At 61.0% G+C, this 25636-nt stretch carries 23 protein-coding genes and 2 tRNA genes; 2 read left to right on the top strand and 23 right to left on the bottom strand.

The window, feature by feature from the left end; translation table 11 throughout:
* Window positions 1-41: 41 nt before the first annotated feature.
* Entirely contained in the window at window positions 42-1496 is a 1455-nt protein-coding gene (locus tag OU419_RS24165; protein ID WP_254472562.1) for a rhomboid family intramembrane serine protease, read from the top strand.
* Between the two features lie 58 nt (window positions 1497-1554).
* Here OU419_RS24165 and OU419_RS24170 read toward each other — a convergent pair whose 3' ends face one another.
* The 18 genes from OU419_RS24170 to rlmE all read right to left on the bottom strand — a co-directional run bounded on the left by OU419_RS24170 (window position 1555) and on the right by rlmE (window position 19104).
* Window positions 1555-1752 (bottom strand): CsbD family protein, encoded by a 198-nt coding sequence (locus OU419_RS24170; RefSeq protein WP_254472561.1) that lies wholly within the window; start codon window positions 1750-1752, stop codon window positions 1555-1557.
* Between the two features lie 25 nt (window positions 1753-1777).
* Entirely contained in the window at window positions 1778-2128 is a 351-nt protein-coding gene (locus tag OU419_RS24175) for a BON domain-containing protein (protein WP_254472560.1), read from the bottom strand.
* A 199-nt stretch (window positions 2129-2327) separates the two neighbouring features.
* Complete coding sequence (locus tag OU419_RS24180) at window positions 2328-3743, bottom strand: hypothetical protein (RefSeq protein WP_254472559.1); 1416 nt, start codon at window positions 3741-3743, stop codon at window positions 2328-2330.
* Between the two features lie 96 nt (window positions 3744-3839).
* The gene (gene pnp, locus OU419_RS24185; protein WP_254472558.1) at window positions 3840-5945 is read right to left on the bottom strand and encodes a polyribonucleotide nucleotidyltransferase; all 2106 of its coding nucleotides are present in this window, start codon (window positions 5943-5945) and stop codon (window positions 3840-3842) included.
* A gap of 169 nt (window positions 5946-6114) precedes the next feature.
* Window positions 6115-6384: a 30S ribosomal protein S15 gene (rpsO, locus tag OU419_RS24190; RefSeq protein WP_017518939.1), complete on the bottom strand. Its 270-nt coding sequence runs from the start codon at window positions 6382-6384 to the stop codon at window positions 6115-6117.
* 98 nt (window positions 6385-6482) lie between these two features.
* Window positions 6483-7397 (bottom strand): tRNA pseudouridine(55) synthase TruB, encoded by a 915-nt coding sequence (truB, locus tag OU419_RS24195; RefSeq protein ID WP_254472557.1) that lies wholly within the window; start codon window positions 7395-7397, stop codon window positions 6483-6485.
* A 3-nt stretch (window positions 7398-7400) separates the two neighbouring features.
* Window positions 7401-7790 (bottom strand): 30S ribosome-binding factor RbfA, encoded by a 390-nt coding sequence (rbfA, locus tag OU419_RS24200; protein ID WP_254472556.1) that lies wholly within the window; start codon window positions 7788-7790, stop codon window positions 7401-7403.
* 208 nt (window positions 7791-7998) lie between these two features.
* Complete coding sequence (gene infB / locus OU419_RS24205) at window positions 7999-10521, bottom strand: translation initiation factor IF-2 (RefSeq protein WP_254472555.1); 2523 nt, start codon at window positions 10519-10521, stop codon at window positions 7999-8001.
* Window positions 10522-10547: 26 nt separating this feature from the next.
* Window positions 10548-12029, bottom strand: a complete 1482-nt coding sequence (gene nusA / locus OU419_RS24210; protein ID WP_254472554.1) for a transcription termination factor NusA — start codon at window positions 12027-12029, stop codon at window positions 10548-10550.
* A gap of 45 nt (window positions 12030-12074) precedes the next feature.
* The gene (rimP, locus tag OU419_RS24215) at window positions 12075-12533 is read right to left on the bottom strand and encodes a ribosome maturation factor RimP (RefSeq protein ID WP_254472553.1); all 459 of its coding nucleotides are present in this window, start codon (window positions 12531-12533) and stop codon (window positions 12075-12077) included.
* Window positions 12534-12660: 127 nt separating this feature from the next.
* Window positions 12661-12737, bottom strand: a tRNA-Met gene (locus tag OU419_RS24220).
* A gap of 91 nt (window positions 12738-12828) precedes the next feature.
* A tRNA-Leu gene (locus tag OU419_RS24225) sits at window positions 12829-12914 on the bottom strand.
* A 14-nt stretch (window positions 12915-12928) separates the two neighbouring features.
* The gene (gene secG / locus OU419_RS24230) at window positions 12929-13321 is read right to left on the bottom strand and encodes a preprotein translocase subunit SecG (RefSeq protein WP_254472552.1); all 393 of its coding nucleotides are present in this window, start codon (window positions 13319-13321) and stop codon (window positions 12929-12931) included.
* A gap of 2 nt (window positions 13322-13323) precedes the next feature.
* Entirely contained in the window at window positions 13324-14079 is a 756-nt protein-coding gene (gene tpiA, locus OU419_RS24235; protein ID WP_254472551.1) for a triose-phosphate isomerase, read from the bottom strand.
* Between the two features lie 65 nt (window positions 14080-14144).
* Window positions 14145-15485, bottom strand: coding sequence for a phosphoglucosamine mutase (gene glmM, locus OU419_RS24240; protein WP_254472550.1), 1341 nt, complete (start codon window positions 15483-15485; stop codon window positions 14145-14147).
* The gene (folP, locus tag OU419_RS24245; RefSeq protein ID WP_254472549.1) at window positions 15482-16351 is read right to left on the bottom strand and encodes a dihydropteroate synthase; all 870 of its coding nucleotides are present in this window, start codon (window positions 16349-16351) and stop codon (window positions 15482-15484) included. Before folP ends, glmM begins: the two co-directional genes overlap by 4 nt.
* A 9-nt stretch (window positions 16352-16360) precedes the next feature.
* Window positions 16361-18280, bottom strand: coding sequence for an ATP-dependent zinc metalloprotease FtsH (gene ftsH, locus OU419_RS24250; RefSeq protein WP_254472632.1), 1920 nt, complete (start codon window positions 18278-18280; stop codon window positions 16361-16363).
* Between the two features lie 200 nt (window positions 18281-18480).
* The gene (gene rlmE / locus OU419_RS24255) at window positions 18481-19104 is read right to left on the bottom strand and encodes a 23S rRNA (uridine(2552)-2'-O)-methyltransferase RlmE (protein WP_254472548.1); all 624 of its coding nucleotides are present in this window, start codon (window positions 19102-19104) and stop codon (window positions 18481-18483) included.
* Window positions 19105-19184: 80 nt separating this feature from the next.
* Between rlmE and OU419_RS24260 the strand changes: the two genes are divergently transcribed.
* Window positions 19185-19499, top strand: coding sequence for a YhbY family RNA-binding protein (locus tag OU419_RS24260; protein WP_254472547.1), 315 nt, complete (start codon window positions 19185-19187; stop codon window positions 19497-19499).
* A 42-nt stretch (window positions 19500-19541) separates the two neighbouring features.
* On the opposite strand, the gene OU419_RS24265 is transcribed toward OU419_RS24260, so the two are convergent.
* Genes OU419_RS24265 through carA form a run of 5 tightly spaced genes read right to left on the bottom strand, consistent with a single transcriptional unit; the run spans window position 19542 to window position 25504 of the window.
* Entirely contained in the window at window positions 19542-19976 is a 435-nt protein-coding gene (locus OU419_RS24265) for a DUF4149 domain-containing protein (RefSeq protein WP_254472546.1), read from the bottom strand.
* Complete coding sequence (greA, locus tag OU419_RS24270; protein WP_254472545.1) at window positions 19957-20433, bottom strand: transcription elongation factor GreA; 477 nt, start codon at window positions 20431-20433, stop codon at window positions 19957-19959. The genes OU419_RS24265 and greA overlap by 20 nt, the downstream gene beginning before the upstream one ends.
* Window positions 20430-23651, bottom strand: coding sequence for a carbamoyl-phosphate synthase large subunit (gene carB, locus OU419_RS24275; protein ID WP_254472544.1), 3222 nt, complete (start codon window positions 23649-23651; stop codon window positions 20430-20432). Before carB ends, greA begins: the two co-directional genes overlap by 4 nt.
* A gap of 19 nt (window positions 23652-23670) precedes the next feature.
* A complete protein-coding gene (gene leuE, locus OU419_RS24280; protein ID WP_254472630.1) occupies window positions 23671-24324 on the bottom strand; it encodes a leucine efflux protein LeuE in 654 nt (217 codons plus the stop codon).
* A 43-nt stretch (window positions 24325-24367) separates the two neighbouring features.
* Complete coding sequence (gene carA / locus OU419_RS24285) at window positions 24368-25504, bottom strand: glutamine-hydrolyzing carbamoyl-phosphate synthase small subunit (RefSeq protein ID WP_254472543.1); 1137 nt, start codon at window positions 25502-25504, stop codon at window positions 24368-24370.
* Window positions 25505-25636: the final 132 nt, after the last annotated feature.

Below are 25636 nucleotides of genomic sequence, written 5' to 3' on the forward strand. Positions count from 1 at the left end.
CTGCTAGTCTGCGGCATCTCCGCGCCAAGGACCGGTTGCTCATGATCATCGTACCCGCCGAACACCCGCTGGACTGGAAAAAGCCTCCAGTCGTCACGCTCCTGCTGATCGTGCTTAATGTCCTCATCTACTTCGGCTACCAGGGCGGAGACACCCAGCGCCGCGAGCACGCGGTGGATGTCTATCTCGCTCAGAGCCTGCTGAGCCGCGAACGCCCACTGTTCAGCGCCTCCCTGCAAAGCCGCGAACGTATCGAACAAGGGCAGCGCGAGGCGGTGGAGAGCCTGCCGCGCCCACAACTGGCATGGGCGATCCTCAGCGATCTCGAGTTCGGCCATGAACTGCGCAGCCTGCCGGCCTACCAGCAGGACGCAGCCTGGCAGGAAGCACGCGCCAAGGCTGAGAGCGCACGTGACCGACTGAGCAGCCTGCGCTTCGGCTTCGTGCCCGCGCGCTTCACCGTCGAGGGCCTGGTCGGCTCGATGTTCCTCCACGGCAGTTTCTGGCACCTGGCCGGCAACATGGTGTTCTTGTTTGTCTTCGGCTTCGCCCTGGAGATCGCCCTGGGACGCTGGATGTATCTTGGCCTGTACCTGCTGTCCGGTCTGTGCTCGGGACTGCTCTGGTGGCTGCTGGACCCGGCCTGGGTGCCAGGCGTCGGCGCGTCCGGCGCCATTTCCGGGCTGATGGGGATGTATATCGGCGTCTATGGCCTGCGTCGTATCCGCTTCTTCTACTGGCTGGGGCCGTTACTGGGCTACTTCAGCGCCCCGGCGTTATGGATATTGCCACTGTGGCTTGGCAAGGAGCTTTTCGGCCTGATCCGCGCCGCGGATCATGTGAATTACTACGCCCACATCGGCGGCCTGGTATCGGGGTTCGTCGCTGTCTGGATGCCACGCCATTTCGGCCGCCTGCGTGTCGACCGGGCATATCTCGACAAGGAAGACCCGGACGCTGCGTTCAAGCGCGCCCTGGACGGCCTGAACGACCAGATTGGCCGCTTTGCGCTGGATCAGGCGGCGACACGCGGCTGCGAGTTGCTTACCCTCTACCCGGGCCGCCTGGCGCTGATCGAATGCCTGTACAACGTGGCCACCGCACGCCAGGACCGCACCTTGATGAGCGCAGTGCTCAAGCAGCTCTTCGCCCTGCCACGCAGCCAGGAGGCCGATAGCCTGGTCAGCCGGCTGGCCGACGAAAGCGCCGCACTCGGCCAGCGACTATTGTGTCATCCGGCCATCCAGCTGCACCTGCTCCGCAAACTGTTGTCCCTGGACGACTCTGCGCGCGCCCTCGGTTGCTGGCGTAGGCTGGCAGAGTCAGGTCAACTCCCCGAGCAATTGCCGCAACTCACTCTCCAGCTCGCCAAACGCCTGGGAGCCCGCCGCGAAAACCACGCAGTCGCCGAGATGTCGCGCTTCCTCAACCGACACTTCCCCGGCGCCGAGCCGACACGCCAGATCACCGTTTATCAGCAGCATCTGGCGCCATGAACAACGAGGCCCCGCCGAGTCATGCCCGGCGGGGCCTTGAGCGTCCCAGTGACAGCAGCTACAGCCGGCGGCTGAACTCCCGGACTTCTTCCTCGGCACGCTCACGAGTCCATCCATAGCGCTCCTGGAGCTTGCCGACCAGATACTCGGCATGTCCGTCCGCCGCCTGCAGGTCGTCGTCAGTCAGCTTCCCCCACTTCTCCTTGAGAGTGCCGGACAGTTGCTTCCACTTGCCGCTGATAACATCGGAATTCATAACGATCCTCCTGGGCGCACCAGACTTACTCGACGGACTTCAGACCGTCCGCGGAAACAGCCTTCACGCCCTTGATACCTTCGGCGGTCTTGATCGCCAACTCGCGCTCGGCGTCGGTCTTCACATCACCGGAGAGCGAAACCACACCCTTGTTGGTCTCGACCTTGATATTGGTGCCGCTGATGTCCTTGTTGGCGATCAGCATGGACTTCACCTTGCTGGTGATCCAGGTGTCGGAAACCGCCTCTTCGGTCTTCTGGACCGTATCGTTCGCAGCCAGCGTCGTCGGCTGGGCGAACACCGAATTGGCGAACGAGAAGCTCAGGGCGGTTGCGGTGGCAGCGGCAAGGGCCAGTTTGCTGAAGCGATGTTTCATGACGGTTTCTCCTGAATTGTTGGAAAGCTGCTACCGGTTCCTGGCGGCAGTTTCATCAGGAATATCGCAAGCCCTGTGCCAGTTTTTTAATTTCAATAAAACATATTAAAAACAATGAGTTATAAAAATTTCAGGACAACGCTGAACATGCAGATTGCACAGCCAGGCATTATGCACCGTGCAATTTGCAAGAGCTGGATCAGCCGCCTTTGCCGAGCCTGGCCAACACCGCTTCCAGTTGCACCACCTCGCCCATCTGCTCGAAAGCCGGGTATCGCTGGCGGATGAACATCAGCAGTTGCCTCGCTGGCTCGACCTGCCCGAGTTCCTCTGAGAAGCCCCTGGCCGCCAACAGGTAAGCCCGGGGGATACCGGGATAGTCGGGGAAGCGCTTGTGCAGGTTCCGCAGCAGGCCAAGGGCTTCCCGCGCCTTGTGGCGCTCCAGGAGAGTTTCGGCGATGCGCTCGCATACAGCCGGGTCGTCCGGCAGGTAATCCGCCTGCAATTGGCGTGCATTGAGAAACGCAGCGACGGCCAATTGGGGGTTCAGTCGCGCAGCCAGGGGCAGGTAATGCGGAAGGTGCTTGAGGCATTCGCTTCGAGCGTTCACGGAGAACAGCAATTGGTGATAGCGCTCATTCAGCTTGAGATCCTGCGCGCCTTCGCGCAGCGCCTCCAGGAGAATCTCCAGCGCTACGCCGCTCTGCCCTTCCTTGACCCGGACCTCCGCCTCGGCGAGCGCCTTGCGCCGGCGCCATTCGGGAGCGGCGAACCCTGCCGGCCCCTCGTCCCCGGCCATCACATAACCGAGTTCGCCCTGATACTGGAATACTGCGTATCCCATCATGGCGCACATGACCACGCCGAAATAACCGCTCAGGAACGCTACCACCGGCACCATCACCACTCGCGGCAGACCATTGGAGAGGAACCAGCCAACGTAGGTCGGCGATTGCCAGAGGATGAACAGGAATACACAGAGGATCAGGTAGCGCCATCCCATCGCGCGCATGACCTGCCCGATCTCCGCGGGGCTCAGTGCGGAGCCGAGGCTCTTGTCCAGCGACAGACGGATAATGCTCGCCGGCAGCGCCAGCATGATCGCGATGTTGACGGCCCAGTAGATCGCTTCGTTATGGAAGTCCGCAGCCAGCCAGAGCAGAACCAGCGCGATGATGAATACCGCGAGCTGCTGGAAGAACGCCTGCAGGCTGTCCAGGCGAAAGGCTTCTATCAGACTCGGGGCATCATGGCCGCCGAAACTGGCCGCCTCGATCACACCATGCAGGTATTTGGTGGCGACCGCGAACAACAGCAGCCAGAGCACGAGCACGCTGGGCATGAAAACGCAGGCCAGTGCCAGCAACGCGGCAAAGGATAGTGGGCCGCTCTGCAGGGCATAGGCGAAGAAACTGGGTAAGCGCTCCCAGAACGGTTGAGCGGTGTTGGCGGCGCCGAGAAAGCGCAGGTTATCCCGGCAAAGAGGACAGGCTGGAATGTAGTCCGGAGCATCGGCATTCAGCGGGACGCAACAATCCCCATAATGGCGCTCGCAGGGCAAGCACTGCCAGGTAGCGGGCCGGGCGCTGTGATAGTGGCAAAAACGCTTGTCCATCTCGTGTGGCATCCATGAGGCGAGATCGGCGAATGCGGCATTCTCAAGGCAAAAAAAGAGGGCCCGCAAGGGGCCCTCTCTCTTTTCTGCTGTTGCTTAAACGCCGGAGGCTTCAGCAGCGGCAACGTCCTTGATGGACAGCTTGATGCGGCCACGGTTGTCCACATCCAGCACCAGAACTTTGACTTCCTGGCCTTCCTGCAGAACGTCGGTGACCTTGTCGATGCGCTTGTCGCTGATCTGCGAGATGTGCACCAGACCATCCTTGCCCGGCAGGATGTTGACGAAGGCACCGAAGTCAACGATGCGCTCGACCTTGCCGACGTAGATCTTGCCAATCTCGGCTTCCGCGGTGATGCCCAGGACACGCTGCTTGGCGGCCTCGGCGGCTTCCTTGGTTTCGCCGTAGATCTTCACGCTGCCATCATCCTCGATGTCGATCGAGGCCTTGGTCTCTTCGCAGATGCTGCGAATGGTGGCGCCGCCCTTGCCGATGACGTCGCGGATCTTGTCGGTGTCGATCTTCATCTGGATCATGGTCGGCGCGTTTTCCGACAGCTCGGCGCGCGGCTTGGCAATGACCTGGTTCATCTGGCCGAGGATGTTCAGGCGAGCTTCCAGAGCCTGCTCCAGGGCGATCTCCATGATCTCTTCGGTGATGCCGTTGATCTTGATGTCCATCTGCAGGGCGGTAACGCCCTTGTCGGTACCGGCGACCTTGAAGTCCATGTCGCCCAGGTGATCTTCGTCACCCAGGATGTCGGTCAGGACGGCGAACTTGTCACCTTCCTTCACCAGACCCATCGCGATGCCCGCGACCGGAGCGCGAACCGGCACACCGGCGTCCATCAGAGCCAGGGAGGCGCCGCACACGGAAGCCATCGAGCTGGAGCCGTTGGATTCGGTGATCTCGGAAACGACGCGGATGGTGTAGGGGAACTCTTCCTGCGACGGCAGCATGGCGGCAACGCCACGACGGGCCAGACGGCCGTGGCCGATTTCACGACGGCCCGGGCTACCCATGCGGCCGCACTCGCCTACCGAGAAGGGCGGGAAGTTGTAGTGCAGCATGAAGGCGTCCTTGCGCTCGCCTTCCAGGGTGTCCAGCAGTTGAGCGTCACGAGCGGTGCCGAGGGTGGCAACGACCAGAGCCTGGGTTTCACCACGAGTGAACAGCGAGGAACCGTGCGTCTTGCCCAGTACGCCGACTTCGATCTTCAACGGGCGGACAGTACGGGTGTCGCGGCCATCGATACGCGGCTTGCCGTTGACGATATTCTCGCGAACGGTTCGGTATTCCAGCAGGCCGAAGACATCTTTGACTTCGCCAGCGGAGAACTTGCCTTCTTCTTCACCAGCGAACAGGGCAATGGCCTGGTCGCGCAGTTCGCCCAGACGGTTGTAGCGATCCTGCTTGATGGTGATGGTGTAGGCCTGAGAGATGGCCTCGCCCAGTTCGGCCTTGATGGCATTGACCAGTGCGGTGTTTTCGGCCGGAGCGGTCCATTCCCAAGTCGGCTTGCCAGCTTCGGCGGCCAGTTCGCTCACGGCGCGGATAACGGCCTGGAACTCTTCGTGGGCATACAGCACAGCGCCCAGCATCTGGTCTTCAGTCAGCTCGTCGGCTTCGGATTCAACCATCAGCACAGCGTCAGAAGTACCGGCTACGACCATGTCGAGGCTGGAGCTTTGCAGCTGCTCGTAGGTCGGGTTGAGGATGTAACCGATTTCCGGGTGGAAACCCACACGGGCAGCACCGATCGGGCCGGCGAACGGAATGCCGGAAATCGCCAGGGCGGCGGAGGTGCCGATCATCGCGGCGATGTCCGGATCGGACTTTTTGTTGGTGGAAACGACGGTGCAGACTACCTGCACTTCGTTCATGAAGCCCTCCGGGAACAGCGGGCGGATCGGGCGGTCGATCAGGCGCGAAGTCAGGGTTTCCTTCTCGGAAGGACGACCTTCACGCTTGAAGAAGCCACCGGGGATGCGGCCGGCTGCGTAGGTCTTCTCCTGATAATGCACGGAGAGCGGGAAGAAGCTCTTGCTCGGGTCAGCCTGCTTGGCGCCGACGACAGTGCAGAGCACGGTGACGTCGTCCATGGTGACCAGAACGGCACCGGTGGCTTGGCGGGCAATGCGGCCAGTCTCGAGGGTTACGGTCGACTGACCGAACTGGAATTTCTTGATTACCGGGTTCACGGTTTATCTACCTTCTCTTTAGTTGCCTTGGGGGAAATCGTGGAAATGTCGGGAGTCGGACCCGAATTCATTCCCTGTAGAAGCGAGAAAGCCGGGAGCCAGAGCCGACGAGCGGTATGCACCGCTCATCGACTCCGGACTCCCAGCTTCCCACTTCAGGCTTGCCGTCTTAGCGACGCAGGCCCAGGCGACCGATCAGGGCGCTGTAACGAGAGGTGTCCTTGCTCTTCAGGTAGTCCAGCAGCTTACGACGCTGGTTAACCATACGGATCAGGCCACGACGGGAGTGGTGGTCTTTGCCGTTGGCCTTGAAGTGGTCCTGCAGCTTGTTGATGTTGGCGGACAGCAGTGCAACCTGCACTTCCGGGGAACCGGTGTCGCCTTCAGCTTGCTTGTACTCGTTAACGATCTGGGCTTTTTCTTGGACGCTCAGTGCCATGATGGGGCTTCCTCTGAGGTAACAGGCCAGGGACTTCTCCCTGTGTTCATAATAAGAGGAGTGACCGTGCCTGCTGACAGCCACCCTCGGTTTCGGCCTTAAGACCGAATCAGTCGACGCGGCGCCAGGCGCCCGTCGTCGGTCACTTCACCGATACCGATGAAACGACCTTCGTGATCCTGCACCCGCAGCATGCCGAATTTCGGCAGCTCGGGAGCGCGCACCGGCTGACCATGCAGCCAGTAATAGGCACTGTGCTCAGACAACTGCAGCAGCGGCCAATGCTCCAGGCCAGCGTCCACTGGCAACAGGAAGCGGTCGAGGGCTTCATTGCCACCCTCGGCGTGAACTTTCTCGAGTTCCTCCAGCGTCACCGACTGGCTCAACTGGAAGGGGCCGGCCTGTGTCCGGCGCAGCGCGGCAACATGGCCACCGCATCCAAGTTCGCGACCGATGTCTTCGACCAAGGTGCGAACGTAGGTGCCCTTACTGCAGGAAACGGCCAGTGTCGCGCAGGGCGACTCGAAGGCGAGCAAATCCAAGCGCGCAATAGTAACAGAACGCGCCTCGCGCTCCACTACCTCTCCTGCACGAGCCAGCTTGTACAAAGGCTGGCCATCCTTCTTCAGTGCCGAATACATTGGCGGCACCTGCTCTATGTCGCCACGGAAGCGCGGCAGCACGGCTTCGATCGCTTCCCGACCGACGGTCACATCACGCTGCTCGACCACCTCGCCCTCGGCATCGCCGGTGGTAGTCGTGACACCCAGATGAGCCACGGTCTCGTACGCCTTGTCGGCGTCGAGCAGGTACTGGGAGAACTTGGTAGCTTCACCGAAACACAACGGCAGCACCCCGGTAGCCAGCGGATCGAGACTGCCGGTGTGGCCAGCCTTCTCTGCGTTGAGCAACCAGCGGACCTTCTGCAGGACCTGGTTGGAGCTCATGCCACGAGGCTTGTCGAGCACCAGAACGCCGTTGACCGCACGGCGAATTCGTTTCACCTGGGCCACGCCTTACTCCTTGGAGTCGCCGCCATGACGGCGATCTTCCGCCACCGCCCGCTCGATCAGGGCCGACAGCTCCGCGCCACGGCGAATGCTCGCGTCATAGCTGAAGTGCAATTGCGGGACGGTGCGCAGCTTCATCGCCTTGCCCAACTGCATGCGCAGGAAGCCTGCTGCATCGTTGAGAATGTCAGTGTTCTGCTTCACCACCGCGGCGTTGTCATCCTGCCCCATCACGGTCACGAACACCTTCGCATGGGAAAGATCGCGTGCAACGTCCACGCCGGTGATAGTTACCAGACCCAGGCGCGGATCCTTGATCTCGCGCTGGATCAGCAGCGCCAGTTCGCGCTGCATCTGATCGCCGATACGCTGGGTACGGCTGTACTCTTTGGCCATTTTCCTAACCTGCTTACCCGAGCCACCGGCCCCGGTATTTGATACGGACTCCAATTCGAGCGAATAACCGAGCAGGGGAATCAACACTGTGCTTCTGCACGGCAAGACTCCCAGCGGGTCATACAGCTAAAGGTGAATCCGTATAAGCGGCAAACGCCCGGGACAGCTGGAAAGCTGGCCCGGGCGCTGCGTTCACGCTCGCTACCCCTTACAGAGTACGAGCGACTTCGACTTTCTCGAATACTTCGATCTTGTCGCCGACGCGGACGTCGTTGTAGCTCTTCACACCGATACCGCACTCCATGCCGGCACGGACTTCGGAGACGTCATCCTTGAAGCGACGCAGGGATTCCAGCTCACCCTCGAAGATGACCACATCGTCGCGCAGTACACGGATCGGGCGGTTACGATGCACCAGACCCTCGGTGACCATGCAGCCGGCGACCGCGCCGAACTTCGGCGAACGGAACACGTCACGCACTTCAGCGATACCCAGGATATTCTCGCGAACATCGCTGCCGAGCATGCCGGTCAGGGCCTTCTTGACGTCTTCGATGATGTCGTAGATCACGTTGTAGTAACGCATGTCCAGGCCTTCGGCCTCGACGATCTTGCGCGCACCAGCGTCGGCACGGACGTTGAAACCGAACAGCACTGCATTGGAGGCCAGCGCCAGGTTGGCATCGGATTCGGTGATACCACCAACGCCGCCGCCGACCACGCGAACCTGTACTTCGTCGTTGCCCAGGCCACTGAGCGAGCCTTGCAGCGCTTCGAGAGAACCACGAACGTCGGCCTTGAGAACGATGTTGAGGGTCTTCTTCTCTTCCTGGCCCATGTTCTCGAAGATGTTTTCCAGCTTGCCGGCATGGGCACGAGCCAGTTTCACTTCGCGGAACTTGCCCTGGCGGAACAGAGCGACTTCGCGGGCCTTCTTCTCGTCGGCAACCACGGTCATCTCATCACCGGCATCCGGGGTGCCATCTAGACCGAGGATCTCGACCGGAATGGACGGACCGGCTTCCTTGATCGGCTTGCCGTTCTCGTCGAGCATTGCACGGACGCGGCCGTAGTTGACGCCGACCAGGACCATGTCGCCCTGACGCAGGGTGCCATCCTGAACCAGCACGGTAGCTACCGGGCCGCGGCCCTTGTCCAGGCGGGACTCGACCACAACGCCACGGCCGGGAGCCGACGGAGTGGCTTTGAGCTCCAGCACTTCAGCCTGCAGCAGTACGGCTTCGAGCAGTTCGTCGACGCCGGTACCCATCTTTGCCGAAACCGGTACGAACGGAGCATCGCCGCCCCACTCTTCCGGAATCACGTCCAGAGCGGCCAGGCCGTTCTTGATGTTGTCCGGGTTGGCTTCGGGCTTGTCGATCTTGTTCACCGCAACCACGATCGGCACGCCAGCCGCTTTCGCGTGCTGCACGGCTTCCTGGGTCTGCGGCATCACGCCGTCGTCGGCAGCCACCACCAGGATGACGATATCGGTCGCCTGGGCGCCACGGGCACGCATTGCGGTGAACGCAGCGTGACCAGGGGTATCGAGGAAGGTGACCATACCGCGGTCGGTTTCCACGTGATAGGCGCCGATGTGCTGAGTAATGCCGCCGGCTTCGCCAGCCGCCACTTTGGCACGACGGATGTAGTCGAGCAGCGAAGTCTTGCCGTGGTCGACGTGGCCCATCACGGTCACGACCGGTGCACGGGAAACGGCCTCGCCTTCGAACTTCAGGGATTCAGCCAACTGCTCTTCCAGGGCGTTCTCGCTGACCAGCTTGACCTTGTGGCCGAGTTCCTCGGCGATCAACTGGGCGGTCTCCTGATCGAGTACCTGGTTGATGGTCACCGGGGTGCCCATCTTGAACATGAACTTGACGACTTCAGCGCCCTTCACCGACATCTGTGCAGCCAACTCGGCCACGGTGATGGTTTCGCCGATACTCACTTCACGCACAATCGGTCCTGTCGGGCTCTGGAACCCGTGCTGGTTACGCTTCTTCAGCTTGCCCTTGCCACGACCGCCGCCACGACGGCCGAAGCTGTCGTCGTCATCCACACCACTGCGCACAACGCGCGGCGCGGTGGTCTTTTCCTTTTCCTTGATCGACGGGCGATGCTGGGCATGCTTGCGATCACGGCGCTCGTCCTCGTCCTCACGCTTGGGCGCGCGGCGCGGCTCTTCCTTCTTGCGGTCATCCGCAGCAGGAGCGGCAGCTGCGGGGACGGCAGCAGCCGCACGCGGAGCTTCTACAGTAGCAGCCGGGGCTGCGGCAGCAGGCGCAACTTCGGCAGCCTGACGAGCGGCGTCCGCCTGACGGCGAGCCTCTTCCTCGGCGGCACGCTGACGAGCCTCTTCCTCAGCCTTCAAGCGCGCTGCCTCTTCTGCGGCGCGCTGCTCTTCCAGCTCGCGCTGGCGTTCGGCCTCGAGCTCGTCCGGACTGCGCTTGACGTAGGTTTTCTTCTTGCGAACCTCGACGCTGACGGTCTTGCTGCCAGCAACCTTGATGGTCGAGGTGGTCTTGCGTTGCAGGGTGATCTTGCGCGGCTCTTCCGCGCGCTCACCGTGGCTGCCCTTCAGGTGGGCGAGCAGCGCTTGCTTCTCGCTGTCGGTCACTACCTGCTCGGCACTATTATGCGGCAGACCGGCTTCGCGCATCTGCTGCAGCAGGCGCTCTACCGGCGTATCGACCGTCTTGGCCAGTTCTTTCACCGTGACTTGCGTCATGCACTTCTCTCCTCAGGCCGCGAATCTTACTCGAACCAATGGGCCCGGGCGGCCATGATCAACTTGCCGGCACGCTCTTCGTCCATGCCGTCGATGTCGAGCAGATCGTCAATCGATTGCTCGGCAAGATCTTCACGGGTGGTTACGCCACGCAGTGCCAGGTCCACCGCCAGCTCTTTGGTCATTCCATCGAGGCTGAGCAGGTCTTCGGCAGGTTGTGCGTCGGCGAGTTTCTCTTCAGTGGCGATGGCTTTGGTCAGCAGGCGGTCCTTGGCGCGCGAACGCAGCTCGTTGACGATGTCTTCGTCGAAGCCGTCGATGCTGAGCATCTCTTCCATCGGTACGTAGGCGATTTCTTCCAGGGTGGTGAAGCCTTCTTCCACCAGAACCTGGGCGAGTTCTTCATCGACATCCAGCTCGTCGACGAAACGCTGCAGGATGTCGCCAGTCTCAGCCTGCTGCTTGGCCTGAATATCGGCCTCGGTCATTACATTCAGTGTCCAGCCGGTCAACTGGCTGGCCAGGCGCACATTCTGGCCGCTGCGGCCGATAGCCTGCGCCAGATTGTCCTCGGCGACGGCGATATCCATCGTATGGGTATCTTCGTCGACGATGATCGCCGCCACTTCGGCCGGAGCCATCGCGTTGATCACGAACTGTGCCGGGTTGTCATCCCACAGGACGATGTCCACACGCTCACCGCCCAGTTCACCGGAGACGGCCTGGACACGGGAACCACGCATGCCGATGCAGGCACCCTGCGGATCAATGCGCTTGTCCTTCGAACGAACCGCGATCTTGGCGCGGGAACCCGGATCACGGGCTGCCGCCATTACATCGATCAGTTGCTCGGCGATTTCCGGCACTTCGATACGGAACAGCTCGATCAGCATTTCTGGCGCCGTACGCGACAGAACCAGTTGAGGACCACGGTTCTCGCTGCGGATTTCCTTGAGCAGAGCACGTACACGAGTACCGACGCGGAAAGTCTCGCGCGGGATGATCTGGTCGCGGGCCAGCAGCGCTTCGGCGTTGTTGCCCAGGTCCACGATCACGTTGTCACGGGTGACCTTCTTGACGGTGCCGGAGATGATCTCGTTGACCTTCTCGCGGTAGGCGTCGACCACCTGAGCGCGCTCGGCTTCGCGGACTTTCTGCACGATGACCTGCTTGGCGGTCTGTGCGGCGATGCGGCCGAACTCGATGGACTCGATCTTTTCCTCGATGACTTCGCCGGCTTTCATGCCGGGGTGCTCTTCCTGAACGTCCTCGACGGTCAGTTCGGCAGCCGGGTTGGAATAGTCCTCGTCCTCAACGATGGTCCAGCGGCGGAAAGTCTCATAGTTGCCGTTGGCACGATTGATCTGCACGCGCAGATCGACCTCGTCTTCGAAACGCTTTTTGGTCGCGGTCGCCAGGGCCAGTTCCAGCGCTTCAAAAATCACGCCAGGCGGTACACCCTTCTCGTTGGATACCGACTCAACAACCAGCAGTACTTCTTTGCTCATCGTACGCCTCGCCTTTCAATCCATTGGAACCCGCGCTCTTGCGGCTCACTCAAATCGGGGAATGATGTTGGCCTTGTCGATGGAATCGACCGGCAGCAGGTACTCATGGTCATCTACCAGTACGACCACATCCTGCTCCTCCACGCCACGGAGAATGCCCTGGAAATTACGCCGCCTTTCGAAGGGCGTGCGCAGCTTGATCTTCACCTGCTCGCCCACGTAGCGGGCAAACTGTTCGAGAGTGAAAAGCGGCCGATCCATACCCGGCGACGACACCTCGAGGGTGTACTCGCCACTGATAGGATCCTCTACATCCAGGATGCCACTGACCTGATGACTGACCACTTCGCAGTCATCGATCAGGATGCCTTCCGGACGATCGATATAGACCCGGAGCAGGGAATGACGACCTTGGGAAATGAATTCCAGGCCCCAGCACTCATAGCCGAGCGCTTCTACTACAGGGGCCAACAAGGCCTGCAACTGTTCTAGCTTGCTCGACACCTGATCGCCTCGCGTATGCCGTAGAAATAAAAAATGGGCGAAACGCCCATCCTTAAAGGCCGCCCTACTCTGGCGGCGCGGACTGTCCAGCTAGCAAAAAGCCCCTTTAAAAGGGGCTCTGCCAAACTGGTTGCGGGAGCAGGATTTGAACCTACGACCTTCGGGTTATGAGCCCGACGAGCTACCAGACTGCTCCATCCCGCGTCAAAGCTGGTGCGAAATTATACGGTCACACCCTTGGAAGGTCAACCGAAACTCCGGAACGACAAGGCCCGCAGAGCGGGCCTTTCGTATATGGTACCGAGGAGGGGACTCGAACCCCTACAGCCTATGGCCACTACCACCTCAAGGTAGCGTGTCTACCAATTCCACCACCTCGGCAAAAACTTGCCTACTTACTTCTGCTCAGGAGCTGCTGGAACATCACTGTTTCCAGACCCGGGGGCCTGTTGCTGCCCTTGCGGTGCCGGCACATCACTCGCCGCCGGCGCTTTCTCCTGCTTCTGCTCCATCACGACCGGATCAGGAAGCCCAACGTGACGAAGCATATCAGCTTTTTCTTTAGCAAAATACGCTAAACCCAAGCTGGTAATGAAAAAAACCGCAGCGAGTATAGCAGTAAAACGGCTCAGGAAGGTAGCGGAACCTTGACTACCGAAAACGGTAGCAGAAGCACCCGAACCAAACGACGCACCAGCGTCGGCACCCTTGCCATGCTGAAGCAGGACCAGCACAACCAGACCCAGCGCCATCAGCAGGTGAATCACGATTACAACTGTTTCCAGCATCTTCAGCTTCCTGCGGCGCGACAGATCGCACCGAACTCATCCGCATTCAGGGAGGCGCCACCAATGAGCCCCCCATCGATATCCGGCATTCCGAACAGCTCGGCAGCATTTGCCGCCTTGACGCTGCCGCCGTACAGGAGACGAAGGCCGCGAGCCACTTCTGCGTTTTCCGCAGAAAGCTGCGCGCGAATCGCCGCGTGTACTTCCTGGGCTTGCTCGGGAGAAGCGGTAAGCCCCGACCCAATCGCCCACACCGGCTCGTAAGCCACTACAGCGCGGGAAAAAGCCCCAACGCCCAAATCCTCGATCACCGAACCCAACTGGCGCCCGACAATCTTTAAAGTCTTACCCGCATTTCGCTGCTCGAGGGTTTCCCCCACACAAAGCACCGGAATCAGGCCACACGACTGAGCCGCCGCAAATTTGCGACTGATGACGCCTTCGCTCTCACCCAGGATCAATCGGCGCTCGGAATGCCCTACCAGAACCAGGGAACAATCCGCGTCCGCCAACTGGCTAGCAGCAACCTCGCCCGTCAGAGCTCCTTGCATCGGCTCAACCGCGCAATTCTGCGCACCAACGGAAATCGCCTTTCCATCCAGACCATGCTTGACCTGGTTGATGTACAGACAGGGCGGAAAGACCGCCACATCGACACCCGTGGGAAGAGCCAGTTGCCGCAGGCCTTTGATCAGCTCCGTTACGCTGGAGCGGGTACCGTGCATTTTCCAATTACCGGCCACCAAGGGTCGACGCATGCTGTACCTCGCTGAGCAAAGTGGGCGCAGATGTTACTCGACAGTTTTAGAACTGACAAGAGAAATCAAGCACATACCTCTGTTACTACTTTTGCCAGATGCTCGGCGTGCGCGCGAACCCGACCTTCCTCGTCGCCTTCGACCATCACCCGCACCAGCGGCTCAGTACCGGATTTGCGCAGCAGAACGCGACCACGCCCCGCCATTTCTTCCGTCACCTTGGCGCAAGCCTCTTTCACCGCCGGATGCTCGAGCGGATCAACGCCACCTCCTGCGAAACGGACATTGATCAGCACCTGCGGGCACTTGCGAATGCCCATACGCGCCTCCGCAAGTGTCTGCCCGCGCTGCTTGAGCGCCATCAGCACTTGCAGCGCGGCGATGATCGCATCACCGGTAGTCGTATGCTGACCGCAGACCACATGCCCGGAATTTTCACCGCCAAGCTGCCAGTTACGTGCCTGGAGTTCAGCCATCACATAGCGGTCGCCAACCTTCGCACGAGCAAACGGGATGTGCAGATCCTGCAGCGCCAGCTCGAGCCCGAGGTTGCTCATCAGCGTTCCAACGACGCCGCCATGCAGCTTGCCCCGGTCGAGCATGTCCCGCGCAATCAGGAAAAGAATTTCATCGCCATCGACCACTGCACCGGTATGGTCGACCATCATGACCCGATCACCATCGCCATCGAACGCAATGCCGATGTCCGCATGCTCGGCGAGCACAGCCGCCTGCAACGGTTCGATGTGCGTCGAGCCGCAGTTGTCGTTGATATTCAGCCCATTCGGCTGCACGCCCAACACCGACACCTCGGCGCCAAGCTCACGGAAGACACTCGGCGCAACCTTGTAGGTAGCACCGTGGGCGCAATCCAGCACGACGCGCAGGCCCGCAAAATCGGTGTTCGATGGAACGCTGCTCTTGCAGAACTCGATGTAACGCCCCGCGGCATCGTTGATGCGCGAGACCTTGCCCAACCGGGAGGACTCGACCACCGTCATCGGCGTATCGATCAGTTCCTCGATGATCAGCTCGACCTCGTCAGGCAGCTTGGTGCCCTGGCCGGAAAAGAACTTGATGCCGTTGTCGTCATGCGGATTGTGCGATGCACTGATGACGATGCCCGCCTCGGCATGGAACGTCCGCGTCAGATAGGCGATCCCAGGAGTGGGCATGGGACCGAGCAGCATTACGTCGGCGCCCGCAGAGGAAAGACCAGCCTCAAGGGCAGACTCGAACATGTAGCCGGAAATCCGCGTGTCCTTGCCAACCAGAACACGGCACTTGCCCTGCTGACGGAACGCCATACCCACCGCCCAACCAAGCTTGAGCACGAAATCGGGAGTGATCGGTGGCGTGCCGACCCGGCCACGAATACCGTCGGTACCGAAGTATTTCCTGCTCATGCGGAGCTCCCCTCTTCTACTGCGCTTTCCACTGCGTGGATCATTCGAACGACATCCACAGTCTCGGCAACATCGTGGACCCGGATAATACTGGCACCCTTGGACACCGCCAACGCAGCGAGCGCCAGGCTACCGAATAGACGCCCGTCGACTTCTCGCCCCAGAGCACGTCCGACCATGCTCTTGCGAGACACCCCCACCAGCATGGGGAGCCCCAAGTCCAGCAACTGCTCCATCCGACGGAAAAGGCTCAGATTATGCACTTGCGTCTTGGCGAACCCGAAGCCAGGGTCGATGACGATTTTCTCGCGCGCGATACCCACCGACTGGCAGACTGCGATTCGCTCCTCCAGGAATCCTCGGACTTCCTGGAGGATGTCCGGATAGCGAGGATCGTCCTGCATGTTTCCCGGCTCTCCGCGCATATGCATCAGGCAGACCGGCAACCCCGTATCCAGCGCAGCATCCAGCGCACCGTCGCGCTGGAGCGAACGAACATCGTTGATCAAACCGGCGCCCAGACGAGCCGTCTCGCGCATGACTGCCGGTGTCGAGGTGTCAACGGAAATCACCACATTCAGCTCGCGGGCGATGGCTTCGACCACCGGAGCAACCCGTTCGAGCTCCTCGGTAGGCGACACGGCACGCGCTCCCGGACGAGTAGACTCGCCACCGACATCGATCAGCGTAGCACCCGCCTCGGCCATCTTTACGGCATGACGGAGCGCTGCATCCTGGCGACTGAAGCGTCCACCGTCGGAAAACGAATCGGGAGTGACATTGAGAATGCCCATGACGTGCGGGCGACTTAAATCAAGAACCCGGTTGCCGCACGGCAACCGGGTCTGGTGTAACAACGAACTCATTCAGTGCTCTCAGTGTTCGCCGGCAGGACCGCCAATCGGGTTTTCCTGACGGCCACCGTCATCGCGCGCCGATGGCGCCGAACCGGATGATCCAGAGTTGCCACCCTGCCAGTCACGAGGCTCGCGCGGGATGCGGCCAGCCATGATGTCATCGATCTGATCGGCATCGATGGTTTCATACTTCATCAGGGCATCGGCCATCATGTCGAGCTTGTCGCGGTTCTCTTCCAGCAGACGCTTGGCGGTGCCATAGCAGTCGTCGATGATGCGGCGCACTTCCTGGTCGATCATCTTGGCAGTCTCGCCAGAAACATTGGAGTGCTGGCTGCCGGCGCTACGACCGAGGAATACCTCACCTTCTTCCTCGGCATACATCAGCGGACCTAGCTTCTCCGACAACCCCCATTTGGTCACCATGTTCCGAGCCAGTTGAGTGGCACGCATGATGTCGTTGGAAGCCCCGGTGGTAACGCCCTCGAAGCCTAGCGTCATCTCTTCGGCGATCCGGCCGCCGAACAGCGAGCAAATCTGGCTTTCCAACGCACGCTTGGACAGGCTGTAGCGATCCTCCTCCGGCAGGAACATGGTCACACCCAAGGCGCGACCGCGCGGAATGATGGAAACCTTGTAGACCGGGTCGTGTTCCGGAACCAGGCGGCCAACGATGGCGTGGCCTGCTTCGTGGAACGCGGTGTTCTTCTTCTCCTTTTCGGACATGACCATGGTCTTGCGCTCGGCGCCCATCATGATCTTGTCCTTGGCCAGCTCGAACTCGCGCATGTCAACGATGCGCTTGTTGGAGCGAGCGGCGAACAGCGAGGCTTCGTTGACCAGGTTGGCCAGGTCGGCACCGGAGAAGCCCGGAGTACCGCGCGCGATCACGGCAGGATCGACGTTGTCGCCCAACGGCACCTTACGCATATGTACTTTCAGAATCTGTTCGCGACCGCGAATATCCGGCAGCCCGACCACCACCTGGCGGTCAAAGCGGCCCGGACGCAACAGCGCAGGGTCGAGCACATCCGGACGGTTGGTCGCGGCGATGACGATGATGCCGTCATTCATCTCGAAGCCATCCATCTCTACCAGCAACTGGTTGAGAGTCTGCTCACGCTCGTCGTGACCGCCACCCAGGCCGGCACCACGGTGGCGGCCGACGGCGTCGATCTCGTCGATGAAAATGATGCAAGGCGCGTGTTTCTTGGCTTGATCGAACATATCGCGGACACGGGAAGCACCCACGCCAACGAACATTTCCACGAAGTCGGAGCCGGAAATGGTGAAGAACGGAACCTTGGCCTCGCCGGCGATAGCCTTGGCGAGCAGGGTCTTACCGGTACCGGGCGGGCCAACCATCAGCACACCGCGCGGAATGCGGCCACCCAGACGCTGGAATTTGCCAGGATCGCGGAGGAACTCGACGAGTTCGCTGACTTCTTCCTTGGCCTCGTCGCAACCTGCGACATCAGCGAAGGTGGTCTTCACCTGATCTTCGGACAGCAGGCGTGCCTTGCTCTTGCCGAAGCTCATCGGGCCGCCACGGCCGCCACCGCCACCCTGCATCTGACGCATGAAGAACATGAAGACGGCAATGATCACGAGGATCGGGAAGCTCGCCACCAGCAGTTGAGTCCAGATGCTCTGCTGCTCGGGCTGCTTGCCTTCGACAACGACGTTGTTGTTTACCAGATCGCCTATCAGGCCATTGTCCTGGATCGCAGGGCGAATGGTCTTGAAGGTATCGCCATCCTGACGCTTGCCGGTGATCACGTAGCCGTCGACGGTCACCCGCTCGACCTTGCCTTCCTTCACCTGCTGGATGAAGTCCGAGTAGTTGAGCGTCTGCGGCTCACTCGGGCTGGAGAAGTTGTTCATCACGGTGACCAACACCGCCGCGATGATCAACCACAGGATCAGGTTCTTTGCCATGTCGTTCAATTGACTACCCTCTGAAGCCGGCTCCGCCCTGGAAACCGCTTCACACGACGGCCAGACTCCTTCCGGCCAAAATTACTACACAACCCCCGCCCCAGGCAGGCGTCGTCTGTAACCCTTTATGAACCCCGGCCGACGCCGGCACAAGCAAAAGCTGCGGGCCGTAGACCATGAAACGGCCCAATCATTCCAGTTTAGGCGCCGCGGAAGCCTCGTGCGAGCAGATACTGCTCCCGCGAACGATCGCGGGACGACAACGGCTTGCGCATCTGCACCTTCTCGAAGCTCTCGCGCACCTGCTTGTGGTAAGCGTCGAAACCCTCGCCCTGGAATATCTTGATCAGGAAATCGCCGCCCGGACGCAGCACACGGGTGCACAGGTCCAGAGCCAGCTCACAGAGGAACATCGCACGAGGCATGTCCACGGCGGGCAGTCCACTCATATTGGGGGCCATATCGGAAATCACAAGGTCTACCGGATTTTCTCCGATGGCCTCGAGCAATTTGGCGAACACCTCGTCCTCGGTGAAGTCGCCTTGAATGAAGGTGACGTCCGGGATGCTGTCCATCGGCAGGATGTCCGACGCGATCAACGTGCCTTTGTCGCCAATGACGCGACTAGTGACCTGCGACCATCCACCTGGAGCGGCACCGAGGTCAACCACGGTCATTCCCGGGCGCAGGATGCGATCCTTCTCCTGGATTTCCAGCAGCTTGTAGCTCGCACGCGAGCGATATCCATCGCGCTGTGCCATCTTCACGTACGGATCGTCGAAATGTTCTTTCAGCCAGCGATGGCTAGTCTTGGAACGGGCCACGTATTACCTCGTCTGAGCGGCATCCCGGTACAACCGAAACTCGGGTAGAATATCCGCCTTTTTTCCCCAGGGGTCAGATTATGGCGCTCTCTCAGGAGCAGAAAAAGCAGTTCAAATCTATCGGGCATCACCTGAAACCCGTATTGACCGTCGCTGAAAACGGTCTATCGGAAGGTGTGATGGCCGAGCTTGAGCGTGCGCTCAACGATCATGAACTGATCAAGGTGCAATTCCGCATCGTCGAACGCGATGACCGTCGCGCATTGATCGACGAACTCTGCCAGAACGGCAGCTGCGAACTGGTTCAAGTCATCGGCAAGATGGCGCTGATCTATCGTCGCAATCCCAAGCCGAACAAAAACCTCTCGAACATCAGCCGCTACAGCGGCCTCTGACAGTCAAGACCGGCAGCGCGGAGCCAGCAAGGCTCCGCCGTCTCAAAACCGGGCTTCCCGCCCCGGCGCCGGCTGCAGCACCAGCAGCAACCCGCACAACGCCAGCACCAGGTAGTTGAACAGCAGCCAGCGCTGGGCATCGGGTGCGGCGTGATTGACCGCGAAGTACACAGCCACCATCACTATCACGGTGAACAGCAGTTGCCCCCGCTGATCGCGCCAGAACCCTGCCAACCCACGCACTTCCCAGAGCACAAGTGCCTGCAGTAGCGCGCAAAACCCAGCAAAGCCCACCAGCAACGGCTGCAATACCGCCCTGACGCTTTCAACCAGCAATGGCGCAAGCCCGGCCTTGTCCAGCGACGGCAACACCACAAACTGAAGCAGCCAGAGGCCACCGACCCAGAAAGTCTGGGCCAGCAGCCAACTGGCGGTACCTGCGCGAAGCGAGGGTCTATCAGGCGTGGCGGACTTCAACGATCTCGTACTCGACATCGCCACCCGGAGTCTTCACCAGCACGGCATCGCCTTCGGTCTTGCCGATGAGCGCACGGGCGATCGGGGAGTTGACGGAGATCTTGCCCGCCTTGATGTCCGCCTCGTCGTCGCCGACGATCTGGTAGGTCACGGTCTCGTCCGTCTCGACGTTGGCGATATCCACGGTAGTACCGAAGATCACCTTGCCGCTGTGCGGAATGGTGGTGACATCGATGATCTGCGCGTTCGACAGCTTGGCTTCGATGTCGCGGATGCGAGCCTCGGACATACCTTGCTGCTCACGCGCGGCGTGGTATTCGGCGTTTTCCTTCAGGTCGCCCAGCTCACGCGCCTCGGCGATGGCCTGGGTAATCTGCGGGCGCAGAACGGTCTTCAGGTATTTCAGTTCTTCTTCCAGGGCGCGAGCGCCCTGGACGGTCATTGGGAATTTGCTCATGCGTTGATTCCTGCATGGAGATCCTGCAGACGGCGAACGGTCTTCTCGGGACCGAACTTGAGCGCCTCACAGATCGCCTGCCCCGCCGCGATGGTGGTGGTGCAGTAGATCTTGTGCTGCAGGGCGTTGCGACGGATGGAGTACGAGTCAGCGATGGACTGGCGCCCTTCGGTGGTGTTGATGATCAGGGTGACTTCGTCGTTCTTGATCATGTCGACCACGTGGGGACGGCCTTCGGTCACCTTGTTCACGCGACGCACCGGCAAACCGGCAGCCTCGATAACCTTGGCAGTACCAGCGGTGGCGACTACCTCGAAGCCCAGCGCAACCAGATCGCGGGCGACCTGAACGGCTTGGGGCTTGTCGTCCTCGCGGACGCTGATGAAGGCGCAACCGGCGTTCGGCAGGATTTCGCTTGCACCCAACTGGGCCTTGGCGAATGCCTCACCGAAGCTGTCGCCGACACCCATCACCTCGCCAGTGGATTTCATCTCTGGGCCGAGGATCGGGTCGACGCCCGGGAACTTGGCGAACGGGAACACCGCTTCCTTGACGCTATAGTACGGCGGGATCACCTCCTGGGTGAAGCCGACTTCGGCCAGGGACTTGCCGGCCATGACGCGGGCAGCAACCTTGGCGAGGGACTCGCCGATGCACTTGGAGACGAACGGCACGGTACGGGACGCACGCGGGTTCACCTCGATCACATAGATGTCCTCGCCCTGCACAGCCATCTGCACGTTCATCAGCCCGACCACACCGAGCTCCAGGGCCATCTTCTTGACCTGTTCGCGAATCTCATCCTGGATGCGCTGCGGCAGCGAGTAGGGCGGCAGCGAGCAGGCGGAGTCACCGGAGTGCACGCCGGCCTGTTCGATGTGCTGCATGATCGCGCCGATCACCACGGTCTCGCCGTCGCAAACCGCATCGATGTCGACTTCGATGGCGCAGTTCAGGAAGCGATCCAGCAGCACCGGGCTGTCGTTGGAGACCTTCACGGCTTCGCGCATATAGCGCTTGAGCTCTTCTTCCTGGTAGACGATTTCCATCGCCCGGCCGCCCAGTACGTAGGACGGGCGCACCACCATCGGATAGCCGATGCTCTTCGACAGCTCCAGCGCCTGGTCTTCGCTGCGCGCGGTGGCGTTGGCCGGCTGGCGCAGATTCAGGCGCTGGACCATCTGCTGGAAGCGCTCGCGGTCTTCGGCGCGATCGATAGCGTCCGGGCTGGTGCCGATGATCGGCACACCGGCTTCTTCCAGGGCACGGCAGAGTTTCAGCGGGGTCTGGCCGCCGTACTGCACGATCACGCCCTTGGGCTGCTCGACGCGAACGATTTCCAGCACGTCTTCCAGGGTCACCGGCTCGAAGTACAGGCGATCGGACGTGTCGTAGTCGGTGGAGACGGTCTCCGGGTTGCAGTTGACCATGATGGTCTCGTAACCGTCTTCACGCATGGCCAGCGCGGCGTGTACGCAGCAGTAGTCGAACTCGATGCCCTGGCCGATGCGGTTCGGACCGCCGCCCAGAATCATGATTTTGTCGCGAGTCGACGGATTGGCTTCGCACTCTTCCTCATAGGTCGAGTACATATAGGCGGTGTCGGTGGCGAATTCGGCGGCGCAGGTATCCACGCGCTTGTATACCGGCAGCACCTTGAGCTTCTGGCGGTGGCTGCGCAGATTCTTCTCGGTCACACCCAGCAGAGTGGCCAGGCGCGCGTCGGAGAAGCCTTTGCGCTTGAGCTTGTACATCAGGTCGCGGTCGATGGCGGACAGACCCAGGGTCTTCACGCGCTCCTCGTCCTTGACCAGATCCTCGATCTGCACCAGGAACCACTCGTCGATACGGGTCAGATCGAAGACTTCAGCGATGCTCTTACCGGCGCGGAATGCGTCGGCGACGTACCAGATGCGGTCGGCATTGGGCACGGTCAGCTCGCGCTTGAGGATGCTCTCGGCTTCGGCGTTGTTCAGGTCCAGCTTCGGATCGAAGCCGGTGGCGCCTACTTCCAGGCCGCGCAGGGCTTTCTGCACGGACTCCTGGAAGGTACGGCCGATGGCCATGACTTCGCCCACGGACTTCATCTGGGTGGTCAGGCGGGCGTCTGCTTTCGGGAATTTCTCGAAGGCGAAACGCGGGATCTTGGTGACGACATAGTCGATCGCCGGCTCGAAGGACGCTGGAGTGCGACCGCCGGTGATGTCGTTCTGCAGTTCGTCCAGGGTGTAACCGACAGCCAGCTTGGCGGCAATTTTGGCGATCGGGAAGCCGGTTGCCTTGGAAGCCAGCGCCGAGGAACGCGATACGCGCGGGTTCATCTCGATCACGACCATGCGGCCAGTGTTCGGGCAGATGCCGAACTGCACGTTCGAACCACCGGTTTCCACACCGATTTCGCGCAGCACCGCCAGGGAGGCGTTGCGCATGATCTGGTATTCCTTGTCGGTCAGGGTCTGTGCCGGAGCGACGGTGATCGAGTCACCGGTGTGCACGCCCATCGGGTCGAAGTTCTCGATGGAGCAGACGATGATGCAGTTGTCCTTCTTGTCGCGGACCACCTCCATCTCGTATTCCTTCCAGCCGATCAGCGATTCGTCGATCAGCAGCTCATTGGTCGGCGACAGGTCCAGACCACGGGCACAGATTTCTTCGAATTCTTCGCGGTTGTAAGCGATGCCACCGCCGGTGCCGCCCATGGTGAAGGACGGACGGATGATGCAGGGGAAGCCGACCTTCTCCAGCACGCCGTAGGCTTCTTCCATGCTGTGGGCGATGCCCGAGCGCGGGCAGGCCAGGCCGATGTCGCGCATAGCCTTGTCGAAACGCGAGCGGTCTTCGGCCTTGTCGATGGTATCAGCGTTCGCGCCGATCATTTCCACGCCGAACTGCTCGAGCACACCGTGACGCTCCAGATCCAGGGCACAGTTCAGCGCGGTCTGGCCACCCATGGTCGGCAACAGCGCGTCAGGACGCTCCTTTTCGATAATCTTGGCGACGGTCTGCCACTTGATTGGCTCGATGTAGGTGGCATCGGCCATCGCCGGGTCGGTCATGATGGTGGCCGGGTTGGAGTTCACCAGGATGACGCGGAAGCCTTCTTCCTTCAGGGCCTTGCAGGCCTGCGCGCCGGAATAGTCGAACTCACAGGCCTGGCCGATGACGATCGGGCCGGCGCCGAGGATCAGGATGCTCTTGATGTCTGTACGCTTGGGCATGGGACTCTCGTTGCAGTATTCAGGAAAGGGTTGCGCTGGCCAGCTTCACGCCAAAGCCGACGAACAGGGCGCCGACGCCGCTCGAAGCGCCGGCAGCCAGCCGTTGCCGCCGACGGAACCAGGCCGCCAGACGCACACCGGAGAAAATCAGGAAACTCAGATACAGGGCGCTGATGATCTCAAGGATCGTACCCAGCACCAGGAACGACAGGCCGGGGTAGGCGTATCCCGGGTCGACGAACTGGATGAAGAAGGAAATGAAGAAGAGGATCGCCTTGGGATTGGACAGGCTCAGCAGCAGCGCCTTGCGGAACGGCTGGTTGACGTCCACTTCCTTGGCCGGAGCCGCGGCTTCCGTCAGTGGCTGGCGCAGTTTCTGCCAGCCGCCACGGAGCATGCCGATACCCAGGTAGAACAGGTAGGCGGCGCCGACGTACTTCAGCCCCAGGAACAGCATCGGCTCGGCCTTCAGGACCGAGGCGATGCCCAGCGCCGACAGGAACATCAGGATCGCATCGCCGAGGAACACCGCGCTCGCCGCCCGATAGCCCGAGGCCACGCCGCGCTGGGCGGCAGTGGCAAGGACGAACAGCGAGTTCGGCCCCGGCAGCAGGACGATGAACAACGTACCCAGGACGTAGGTCCAGAGGTCGGTGATTCCCAGGGTCGGCATCATCTTCTTCTACCTCTTCCGTCTAGTTCGGACTAGGCCGGACTCAGCGGCGCTCGGCCATCGCCGCGATGAAGCGGTCGAACAGCGGGGCCACGTCGTGCGGACCGGGGCTGGCTTCCGGGTGTCCCTGGAAGCTGAAGGCTACCTTGTCGGTGCGCTCGATGCCCTGCAGGGTGCCGTCGAACAGCGACTTGTGGGTTGCACGCAGGTTGGAGGGCATGCTCGCCTCGTCCACGGCAAAACCGTGGTTCTGGCTGGTGATCATCACCACACCCGAATCCAGGTCCTGTACCGGATGGTTGGCACCGTGGTGGCCGTGCCCCATCTTCAGGGTCTTGGCGCCGGACGCCAGGGCCAGCAACTGATGGCCAAGGCAGATGCCGAATACCGGAATCTCGGTATCCAGGAACTCCCGGATAGCCTGGATGGCGTAGTCGCACGGCTCGGGGTCGCCTGGGCCATTGGAGAGGAAGATGCCGTCAGGATTCAGCGCGAGCACTTCGCTGGCCGGGGTCTGCGCCGGTACGACGGTCAGGCGGCAACCGCGGGCAACCAACATGCGCAGGATATTCAGCTTCACGCCGAAGTCATAGGCGACTACGTGGTATGGCAGGTCCGCAGCGGCGATTTCCGGATGACTGTCGGTCTCCAGGCTCCACACGCTGGAACGCCACTCATAGCGCTCGGTGGAGGAAACGACTTTCGCCAGGTCCATGCCCTTCAGGCCAGGGAAAGCGCGCGCCAGTTCAAGGGCTTTTTCCTCGGTGGCGTCGTCGCCAGCCAGGATGCAGCCGTTCTGCGACCCCTTCTCGCGCAGGATGCGGGTCAGGCGGCGGGTGTCGATACCGGCGATGGCGACGGTACCGTTGGCTTTCAGGTAATCCGGCAGGGACTGCTTGTCGCGCCAACTGCTGGACAGCAGGGGCAGGTCGCGGATGATCAGGCCAGCGGCCCAGACCTTGTTCGACTCGGCGTCTTCCGGCGTGGTGCCGGTGTTGCCAATGTGCGGATAGGTCAGGGTGACGATCTGTTGGGCGTAGGAAGGATCGGTGAGGATTTCCTGGTAGCCGGTCATGGCGGTGTTGAACACCACCTCTCCGACGGTCTGGCCGTCGGCGCCGATGGCTTCACCGCGAAAAACGCTGCCGTCGGCAAGTGCAAGTATGGCTGGCTTAGTCAAGAAGACCTCCCGTAGTTCAAGCCTGGCTGGGCGTGCGCAGATTGTAAAAAAGCGGGATGACATCAGAAGAAGTCATCCCGCTTTTTATGTGATCATGCTGCGCTGCTTTTAGTGGACACACTAAAGCTGTAG

Source organism: Pseudomonas triclosanedens (assembly GCF_026686735.1).
GTDB lineage: Bacteria > Pseudomonadota > Gammaproteobacteria > Pseudomonadales > Pseudomonadaceae > Pseudomonas > Pseudomonas triclosanedens.

Coding starts and splice junctions, on each gene's coding strand:
- carB (WP_254472544.1), bottom strand. CDS start 23,651: ATGCCCAAGCGTACAGACATCAAGAGCATCCTGATCCTCGGCGCCGGC.
- leuE (WP_254472630.1), bottom strand. CDS start 24,324: ATGCCGACCCTGGGAATCACCGACCTCTGGACCTACGTCCTGGGTACG.
- secG (WP_254472552.1), bottom strand. CDS start 13,321: ATGCTGGAAACAGTTGTAATCGTGATTCACCTGCTGATGGCGCTGGGT.
- OU419_RS24170 (WP_254472561.1), bottom strand. CDS start 1,752: ATGAATTCCGATGTTATCAGCGGCAAGTGGAAGCAACTGTCCGGCACT.
- ftsH (WP_254472632.1), bottom strand. CDS start 18,280: ATGGCAAAGAACCTGATCCTGTGGTTGATCATCGCGGCGGTGTTGGTC.
- rbfA (WP_254472556.1), bottom strand. CDS start 7,790: ATGGCCAAAGAGTACAGCCGTACCCAGCGTATCGGCGATCAGATGCAG.
- rpsO (WP_017518939.1), bottom strand. CDS start 6,384: ATGGCACTGAGCGTCCAAGAAAAAGCCCAGATCGTTAACGAGTACAAG.
- greA (WP_254472545.1), bottom strand. CDS start 20,433: ATGAGCAAATTCCCAATGACCGTCCAGGGCGCTCGCGCCCTGGAAGAA.
- folP (WP_254472549.1), bottom strand. CDS start 16,351: ATGAGTTCGTTGTTACACCAGACCCGGTTGCCGTGCGGCAACCGGGTT.
- OU419_RS24260 (WP_254472547.1), top strand. CDS start 19,185: ATGGCGCTCTCTCAGGAGCAGAAAAAGCAGTTCAAATCTATCGGGCAT.
- OU419_RS24180 (WP_254472559.1), bottom strand. CDS start 3,743: ATGGACAAGCGTTTTTGCCACTATCACAGCGCCCGGCCCGCTACCTGG.
- nusA (WP_254472554.1), bottom strand. CDS start 12,029: ATGAGCAAAGAAGTACTGCTGGTTGTTGAGTCGGTATCCAACGAGAAG.
- tpiA (WP_254472551.1), bottom strand. CDS start 14,079: ATGCGTCGACCCTTGGTGGCCGGTAATTGGAAAATGCACGGTACCCGC.
- OU419_RS24175 (WP_254472560.1), bottom strand. CDS start 2,128: ATGAAACATCGCTTCAGCAAACTGGCCCTTGCCGCTGCCACCGCAACC.
- glmM (WP_254472550.1), bottom strand. CDS start 15,485: ATGAGCAGGAAATACTTCGGTACCGACGGTATTCGTGGCCGGGTCGGC.
- infB (WP_254472555.1), bottom strand. CDS start 10,521: ATGACGCAAGTCACGGTGAAAGAACTGGCCAAGACGGTCGATACGCCG.
- OU419_RS24165 (WP_254472562.1), top strand. CDS start 42: ATGATCATCGTACCCGCCGAACACCCGCTGGACTGGAAAAAGCCTCCA.